The 7,043-nt window shown below is 66.2% G+C and carries 7 protein-coding genes; 1 reads left to right on the top strand and 6 read right to left on the bottom strand.

Annotated elements, in window-relative coordinates; genetic code table 11:
• Nucleotides 1–205 precede the first annotated feature (205 nt).
• Complete coding sequence (gene murA / locus EV580_RS26395) at nucleotides 206–1,456, bottom strand: UDP-N-acetylglucosamine 1-carboxyvinyltransferase (protein ID WP_133694976.1); 1,251 nt, start codon at nucleotides 1,454–1,456, stop codon at nucleotides 206–208.
• A gap of 62 nt (nucleotides 1,457–1,518) precedes the next feature.
• On the opposite strand from murA, the gene EV580_RS26390 reads away from it, so the two are divergent.
• Entirely contained in the window at nucleotides 1,519–2,112 is a 594-nt protein-coding gene (locus tag EV580_RS26390) for a cob(I)yrinic acid a,c-diamide adenosyltransferase (protein WP_133694974.1), read from the top strand.
• Nucleotide 2,113: 1 nt separating this feature from the next.
• Here the strand turns inward: EV580_RS26390 and EV580_RS26385 are convergent, their stop codons facing one another.
• From EV580_RS26385 to atpA, 5 genes are read right to left on the bottom strand one after another with little or no spacing between them, the layout of a single operon-like run.
• On the bottom strand, nucleotides 2,114–2,557 hold the full coding sequence (locus EV580_RS26385; protein WP_133694973.1) for a DUF2550 domain-containing protein: 444 nt from the start codon (nucleotides 2,555–2,557) through the stop codon (nucleotides 2,114–2,116).
• Nucleotides 2,558–2,571: 14 nt separating this feature from the next.
• Nucleotides 2,572–2,937 (bottom strand): F0F1 ATP synthase subunit epsilon, encoded by a 366-nt coding sequence (locus tag EV580_RS26380; protein ID WP_133694971.1) that lies wholly within the window; start codon nucleotides 2,935–2,937, stop codon nucleotides 2,572–2,574.
• 33 nt (nucleotides 2,938–2,970) lie between these two features.
• Nucleotides 2,971–4,398: a F0F1 ATP synthase subunit beta gene (gene atpD / locus EV580_RS26375; protein ID WP_133694969.1), complete on the bottom strand. Its 1,428-nt coding sequence runs from the start codon at nucleotides 4,396–4,398 to the stop codon at nucleotides 2,971–2,973.
• 23 nt (nucleotides 4,399–4,421) lie between these two features.
• The gene (locus tag EV580_RS26370) at nucleotides 4,422–5,345 is read right to left on the bottom strand and encodes a F0F1 ATP synthase subunit gamma (protein WP_133694967.1); all 924 of its coding nucleotides are present in this window, start codon (nucleotides 5,343–5,345) and stop codon (nucleotides 4,422–4,424) included.
• A 7-nt stretch (nucleotides 5,346–5,352) separates the two neighbouring features.
• Nucleotides 5,353–7,002 carry a F0F1 ATP synthase subunit alpha gene (gene atpA, locus EV580_RS26365; RefSeq protein WP_133694966.1) on the bottom strand — a complete coding sequence of 550 codons (1,650 nt, stop codon included), beginning with the start codon at nucleotides 7,000–7,002 and terminating at the stop codon, nucleotides 5,353–5,355.
• Nucleotides 7,003–7,043 lie beyond the last annotated feature (41 nt).

Below are 7,043 nucleotides of genomic sequence, written 5' to 3'. Positions count from 1 at the left end.
ACCACACCCCAACACGGGGGTATCAGAATGTGGCAAAAAACAACAACAAACAAAAACCACCAAACACACTATTGAGTTCTCAAACAACACACCCGGCTGACGCCTGCCAGCAGGCAACCCTGCCAACTTACTACAAGTCTTTGGCGGCGTCAACTGCCGCTGCCTTCCCGTCTCCGGGTCCAGCGCGGCTGGCCGACCGCCTACATTACACGCGTTCTATCTCAGCTCCAAGTCGCGCCAGATTCTCGACGAAAAGCGGGTAGCCGCGGTCGATGTGGAACACGTCGTGCACCTCGGTCTCACCGTCGGCGACCAGCCCAGCGAGCACCAATCCGGCCCCGGCCCGGATATCCGAACACCACACCGGTGCGCTGGAGAGCTGCGGGAGCCCCCGCACCACCGCGTGGTGTCCGTCGGTCCTGGCGTCGGCGCCGAGGCGGATCATCTCCTCCACGAACCGGAACCTCGCCTCGAACACGTTCTCGGTGATCATGGACGTCCCGTCGGCGACGGACGCCAACGCGATCGCCATCGGCTGCAGGTCGGTCGGGAAACCGGGGAACGGCAGCGTCGCCACATTGCCGGCCTTCGGCCGCTCGTACTGGACCACCCGGAAGCCGTCGTCGTGCTGGGTGACCGTGGCGCCGGCGTCGTGCAGCTTGTGCAACACCAACTGGAGATGAGCCGGGTCGACGCCGGTGACGGAGATGTCACCGCGGGTCATCGCGGCGGCAATCCCCCACGTCGCCGCGACGATCCGGTCTCCGATCACCCGGTGCTCGGTCGGATGCAGCCGGGGAACGCCGGTGATCGTCAGCGTCGGTGTTCCGGCGCCTTCGATCTGGGCGCCCATCTGGTTGAGCATCTCGCAGAGGTCGACGACGTCGGGCTCACGCGCCGCGTTGTGGATCGTGGTGACACCGTCGGCAAGGACGGCCGCCATCAGGATGTTCTCGGTGGCGCCCACCGAGGGGAACTCGAGCTGGATCTCCGCACCGTGCAGCTTCTCGGCCGTCGCGACCACACAACCGTGCTCGATATTGCAATCGGCGCCCAGCTGGCGCAGGCCGGCCTGATGCATATCGAGCGGGCGCGAACCGATCGCGTCGCCGCCGGGCAGCGCCACCCGGGCGCGCTTGCACCGGCCCACCAGCGGGCCGAGCACGCACACCGACGCCCGGAACTGGCGCACCGCGGCGAAGTCGGCTTCGTATTTGGGCTCATCGGGCGAGGTGATCCGGACCGTCGAACCGTCGAGTTCCACATTGGCACCGAGGCCACGCAGCACCTCGGCCATCAGCGGCACGTCGAGAATGTCCGGGCAGTTGGTGATCGTGGTGGTGCCCTCGGCCAGCAGACTGGCGGCCATCAGCTTCAGAACGCTGTTCTTGGCACCCCCAACAGCTACTTCGCCTGACAACCGGTTGCCGCCGGTCACCACGAAACGCTCGCCCACGGACAAGAGTTTAGTGGAGGCAGCGCCCTGCACCGGCGCACTCGGCCGGTACCGTTTCACCCATGGCAGTGCATCTGACCCGCATATATACCCGTACCGGCGATGACGGCACGTCGGGACTGAGTGATTTCTCACGAGTCGAGAAGAACGACCCCCGGCTCATTGCCTATGCCGATTGCGACGAAGCCAACGCCGCCATCGGAGTGGCCGTCGCGCTGGGCGCCCCCGACGACGACCTGCGCAAGGTCCTGGTCCAGATCCAAAACGACTTGTTCGATGCCGGTGCCGATCTGTCCACGCCGGTGGCCGAGAACCCCGAGTACCCGCCGCTGCGGATCACCCCGCCGTATGTCGAGCGGCTCGAGGCATGGTGCGACCACTACAACGAGGCGCTGCCCGCCCTGAACTCGTTCATCCTGCCCGGCGGCACTGCGCTCTCGGCGCTGCTGCACGTCGCGCGCACCGTGACCCGGCGTGCTGAGCGGTCGGCATGGGTCGCGGTGAAGGCCTACCCCGACACGGTCAGCGCTCTGCCCGCCCGCTACCTGAACCGGCTCTCGGATCTGTTGTTCATCCTGTCGCGGGTGGCCAATCCCGACGGCGACGTGCTGTGGCAGCCCGGCGGCGCGAAAGCCGAAGGGCCAGAGAAGAAATAGCTCACGCCGTGCGGCGGCGCGCCCGCGGCGACGGACTGGACTCGACCCAGGACAGGAACGCGGTCAGCGCACCCCGGTCCAGAGCCATCTCATATCCACGCCAATTCTCGACAGTGGTGTCGTGCAGTTCGAGTACGACGATCTCGTTGGTCATGATGTCGAACTCGTCGCCGCGCGGGGCCCGTCGGGAAATCACTTCGAGCCCGCGCCGGCTCAGCCGGCGATCCGGCCACCAGCGCAAGCTCGACAACCGGTAGTACCTGGCCTCGTCGCCGCGGTAGCGGATCACGCCGTGTCGCCAGCCATGGCCGCCGACCGCTGGGATGTCACGCAGGATCGCGGCGGTGCCGCCCTGTCGTAGCTTCCACAACCGGTAGCTGAGCGCCGCCACAGCCAGCATCAGCACACTGACCAGCGCGACCATGAAGATCATCGGCGCGCTCATCAGTCGCTGGCCCGCTAGTCGAGCTGGCCTAGGGCGCGCAGGCGCGCCCGTCCCCGGGCAGCGGTCTCCGGATCGTCGGAGGCGGCGTCAGTCTTGGCCGCATCCGCGTCGATCTCAGACTCGAACTCAGCGGACTCGGCGAGGATCGTCACGCTCTCCTCAGTCACCGACAGGTAGCCGCCGTCGACCGCGATACGCAGATCGTCCTCACCCTCGCGCTCGACGCGGACCATCGCGTCGTCCACCAGCTGTGCGACGAGCGGGATGTGGCGAGGCAGGATGCCGATCTCGCCCGACGTGGTGCGGGTGAAGACGAACGTCGCCTTACCCGACCAGATCTTGCGCTCGACGGCGACGATGTCGACGTCCAATTCGGCCATCTCACATCCCCTTTCGAGTCTTGGCGCTCAGAATCACAGCTTGGCGCCGAGGCTTTCGGCCTTCTTCGCCAAGTCGTCCAGACCGCCGATGAGGAAGAACGCCTGCTCGGGCAGGTGGTCGAACTCGCCCTTGGCCAGCTTGTCGAAGGCCTCGACGGTCTCCTTGAGCGGCACGGTCGAACCGGGCTGGCCGGTGAACTGCTCGGCGGCCATCATGTTCTGGCTCAGGAAGCGCTCGATCTTACGAGCCCGGTACACCAGAACCTTGTCCTCTTCGGAGAGCTCGTCGATACCGAGGATGGCGATGATGTCCTGAAGGTCCTTGTAGCGCTGCAGGATCCGGATGACTTCCTGGGCGACGCGGTAGTGCTCGTCGCCGACCACGCTGGGGTGCAGGATCGTCGAGGACGATGCCAGCGGATCCACCGCGGGGAAGATGCCCTTGGAGAACACCGCACGGGAAAGCTCGGTGGTGGCATCCAGGTGGGCGAACGTGGTGGCCGGGGCCGGGTCGGTGTAGTCGTCGGCGGGCACGTACACGGCCTGCATCGAGGTGATCGAGCGACCACGGGTCGAGGTGATGCGCTCCTGGAGCTCACCCATCTCGTCGGCCAGCGTCGGCTGGTAACCCACCGCGGACGGCATACGGCCGAGCAGCGTGGAGACCTCGGAACCGGCCTGGGTGAACCGGAAGATGTTGTCGATGAACAGCAGCACGTCCTGGCCCTGCTCATCGCGGAAGAACTCCGCCATGGTCAGCGCGGACAGGGCCACGCGCATACGCGTGCCCGGCGGCTCGTCCATCTGGCCGAACACAAGCGCGGTGTCTTTGAGCACGTTGGCGTCCGCGAGCTCGACCCACAGGTCGTTGCCCTCACGGGTGCGCTCACCGACGCCGGCGAACACCGACGTACCACCGAAGTTGCGGGCGATGCGGTTGATCATCTCCTGGATGAGCACCGTCTTGCCCACGCCGGCACCGCCGAACAGGGCGATCTTGCCGCCACGCACGTACGGGGTCAGCAGGTCGACGACCTTCAGACCGGTCTCGAGCATCTCCGTGCGGGGCTCGAGGTCGGCGAAGGCCGGCGGCTTGCGGTGGATCGACCAGTGCTCGAAGTCCTTGCCGTAGCCCGGATCGTCGAGGCAGTCACCGAGGGCGTTGAAGACGTGACCCTTCACGCCGTCGCCGACCGGCACCGAGATCGAGGCGCCGGTGTCGCTCACCTCGACGCCGCGGACCAGTCCGTCGGTGGGCTGCATGGAGATGCAGCGGACCAAGTTGTCACCCAGGTGCTGGGCAACCTCCAGGGTCAGGGTCTTGGCGAGCGCTTCGAAGGTGATCTCGGCGTGCAACGCGTTGAACAGCTCGGGCACCGAGCCACGGGGGAACTCGACGTCGACAACGGGTCCCGTGATGCGGACGACCCGGCCTGCGGTCTTTTCGGCGGTAGCAGTCATATCCTCTTCGCTTCCTGGATGGCCTATTTGGCGTCGGCCAGCGCGTTCGCGCCGCCGACGATTTCGCTGATTTCCTGGGTGATCTGTGCCTGACGCTCGCGGTTGGCCGCCAGCGTGAGCGCCTTGATCAGATCGTCGGCGTTGTCGGTCGCCGACTTCATGGCACGACGACGAGAGGCCGACTCCGATGCCGCCGCCTCGAGCAGCGCCGCGTACACGCGGGTCGCGATGTAGCGCGGCAGCAGTGAGTCGAACAGTTCCTCGGCATTGGGCTCGAACGAGAACAGCGTGTGCGGGCCGGACTCCGCCTCACCGACGTACTCGACGACCATCGGCGCGATCCGCAATGCCGCGGCTTGCTGCGACAGCATCGACTTGAATTCGGTTGACACGATGTGCAATTCGTCGACGCCCAGGATGCCGTCGGGGCCCGGATCGTCACCCTCGTCATCGACGCCCGCCATGAACGCGTTCACCAGGGTGTCGGCGATCTCCTTGGCGTCGTCGTACTCGGGCCGCTCGGAGAAGCCGGTCCACGACTCGGTGACGGTGCGCTGCCGGAAGCTGTAGTAGCCCAGAGCCTTCCGCCCGACGACGTAGAGCACCGGGTTCTTGCCCTCTTCCCGCAGCAGCGAGAAGAGCTCCTCGGCCCGGCGCAGCACGTTTGCGTTGTAGCCGCCGCACAGACCGCGATCCGACGACACCACCAGCACACCCGCCCGCTTGGGGTTCTCCCGTGCGACCAGCAGCGGGTGATCCAGCGCGCTGGCCCCCGCGAGTTCGGTGAGCATGTTGGTGATCTCGTTGGCGTAGGGCCGGGCCGCATCGACTCGGGCCTGCGCCTTGGCGATCCGCGACGTGGCGATCAGCTCTTGAGCCTTCGTGATCTTCTTGATCGACGAGGCGGAGCGGATACGTCCGCGAAGCTCGCGAAGTGTGGCTGCCATTGGTTACCTAGCTCTTCTTCGGAGCCGGCTTACGGACCTTGACGGATTCCTTCTCCAGGTCCTCGGGGTCCAATGCCTCGGCCTCGTCAGCACCATCGACCACCGAGCTGCCGTCAGTGGCGGCGAAGCCCTTCTTGAAGTCGTTGATGACCGAGACCAGCTTCTCCTCGGCCTCCTCGGAGAGCTTCTTGGATTCCTTGATCCCGGTGAGGATCTCGGCGTGGCTGGCCTTCACGTGCTCCAGGAACTCCGACTCGAAGCGCGAAACATCCTCGGCCGGAACCGAATCCAGGTGGCCCTGGGTGCCGAGGAAGATCGCGACGACCTGATCCTCGACCGCCATCGGGCTGTACTGGGCCTGCTTGAGCAGCTCGACGAGGCGCACACCGCGGTCGAGCTGAGCCTTCGAGGCGGCATCCAGATCGGAGGCGAAGGCCGCGAAGGCCTCCAGCTCGCGGTACTGCGAGAGGTCCAGACGCAGCGAGCCCGCTACCTCTTTCATGGCCTTGATCTGAGCGGCACCACCGACGCGGGACACCGACACACCGACGTTCACGGCCGGGCGGACACCCTGGTTGAACAGATCGGACTCCAGGAAGCACTGGCCGTCGGTGATCGAGATGACGTTGGTCGGGATGAACGCCGAGATGTCATTGGCCTTGGTCTCGATGATCGGCAGACCGGTCATCGAGCCGCCGCCGAGCTCGTCGGACAGCTTCGCGCAACGCTCCAGCAGACGGGAGTGCAGGTAGAAGACGTCGCCGGGGAAGGCTTCGCGGCCCGGCGGGCGGCGCAGCAGCAGCGAGATCGCACGGTAGGCGTCGGCCTGCTTGGACAGGTCGTCGAACACGATCAGGACGTGCTTGCCGTTGTACATCCAGTGCTGGCCGATGGCCGAACCGGTATAGGGCGCAAGCCATTTGAAGCCGGCCGAGTCCGAGGCGGGGGCCGCGACGATGGTGGTGTACTCCATCGCGCCACCCTCTTCGAGGGCCCGCTTCACCGAAGCGATGGTGGTGCCCTTCTGGCCGATCGCGACGTACACGCAGCGCACCTGCTGCTTGGGATCGCCGGTCTCCCAGGCTTCGCGCTGGTTGAGGATGGTGTCGACGCAGACGGCGGTCTTGCCGGTCTTGCGGTCGCCGATGATCAGCTGGCGCTGGCCGCGGCCGATCGGCGTCATGGCGTCGATGGCCTTGATCCCGGTCTGCAGCGGCTCGCCCACACCCTGGCGCTGAACCACCGAGGGGGCCTGCAGCTCGAGCGCGCGGCGCTCCTCGGCCTCGATGTCACCCTGGCCGTCGATCGGCTGGCCCAGCGGGTTGATGACGCGGCCCAGGAAGGCGTCGCCGACCGGCACCGAGAGCACCTCGTTGGTGCGCTTGACCTGCTGGCCCTCTTCGATCTTCTCGAACTCGCCCAGGATGACCGCGCCGACGCTGTGCTCGTCGAGGTTCAGTGCGACGCCGAGCACGCCACCGGGGAACTCCAGGAGCTCCTGGGTCATCACCGAGGGCAGACCCTCGACGTGGGCGATGCCGTCGCCGGCGTCGATGACGGTGCCGATCTCCTCGCGCCCGGTGTCCGCCTCGAAGCTCGAGACGTACTCCTGGACGGCGCCCTGGATGTCGTCAGCGGAGATTGTCAACTCTGCCATGGCTTTTCGTCTTCCTGCCTTTGTTTTGGGTCTTGGGGTTC

It is taken from the genome of Mycobacterium sp. BK086 (genome assembly GCA_004362315.1).
Lineage (GTDB): Bacteria > Actinomycetota > Actinomycetes > Mycobacteriales > Mycobacteriaceae > Mycobacterium.
The sequence above is the reverse complement of the archived record's forward strand: the minus strand, read 5'-3'. Positions and strand labels throughout refer to the sequence as shown.

Coding starts and splice junctions, on each gene's coding strand:
- EV580_RS26390 (WP_133694974.1), top strand. CDS start 1,519: ATGGCAGTGCATCTGACCCGCATATATACCCGTACCGGCGATGACGGC.
- EV580_RS26385 (WP_133694973.1), bottom strand. CDS start 2,557: ATGAGCGCGCCGATGATCTTCATGGTCGCGCTGGTCAGTGTGCTGATG.
- EV580_RS26380 (WP_133694971.1), bottom strand. CDS start 2,937: ATGGCCGAATTGGACGTCGACATCGTCGCCGTCGAGCGCAAGATCTGG.
- atpD (WP_133694969.1), bottom strand. CDS start 4,398: ATGACTGCTACCGCCGAAAAGACCGCAGGCCGGGTCGTCCGCATCACG.
- EV580_RS26370 (WP_133694967.1), bottom strand. CDS start 5,345: ATGGCAGCCACACTTCGCGAGCTTCGCGGACGTATCCGCTCCGCCTCG.
- atpA (WP_133694966.1), bottom strand. CDS start 7,002: ATGGCAGAGTTGACAATCTCCGCTGACGACATCCAGGGCGCCGTCCAG.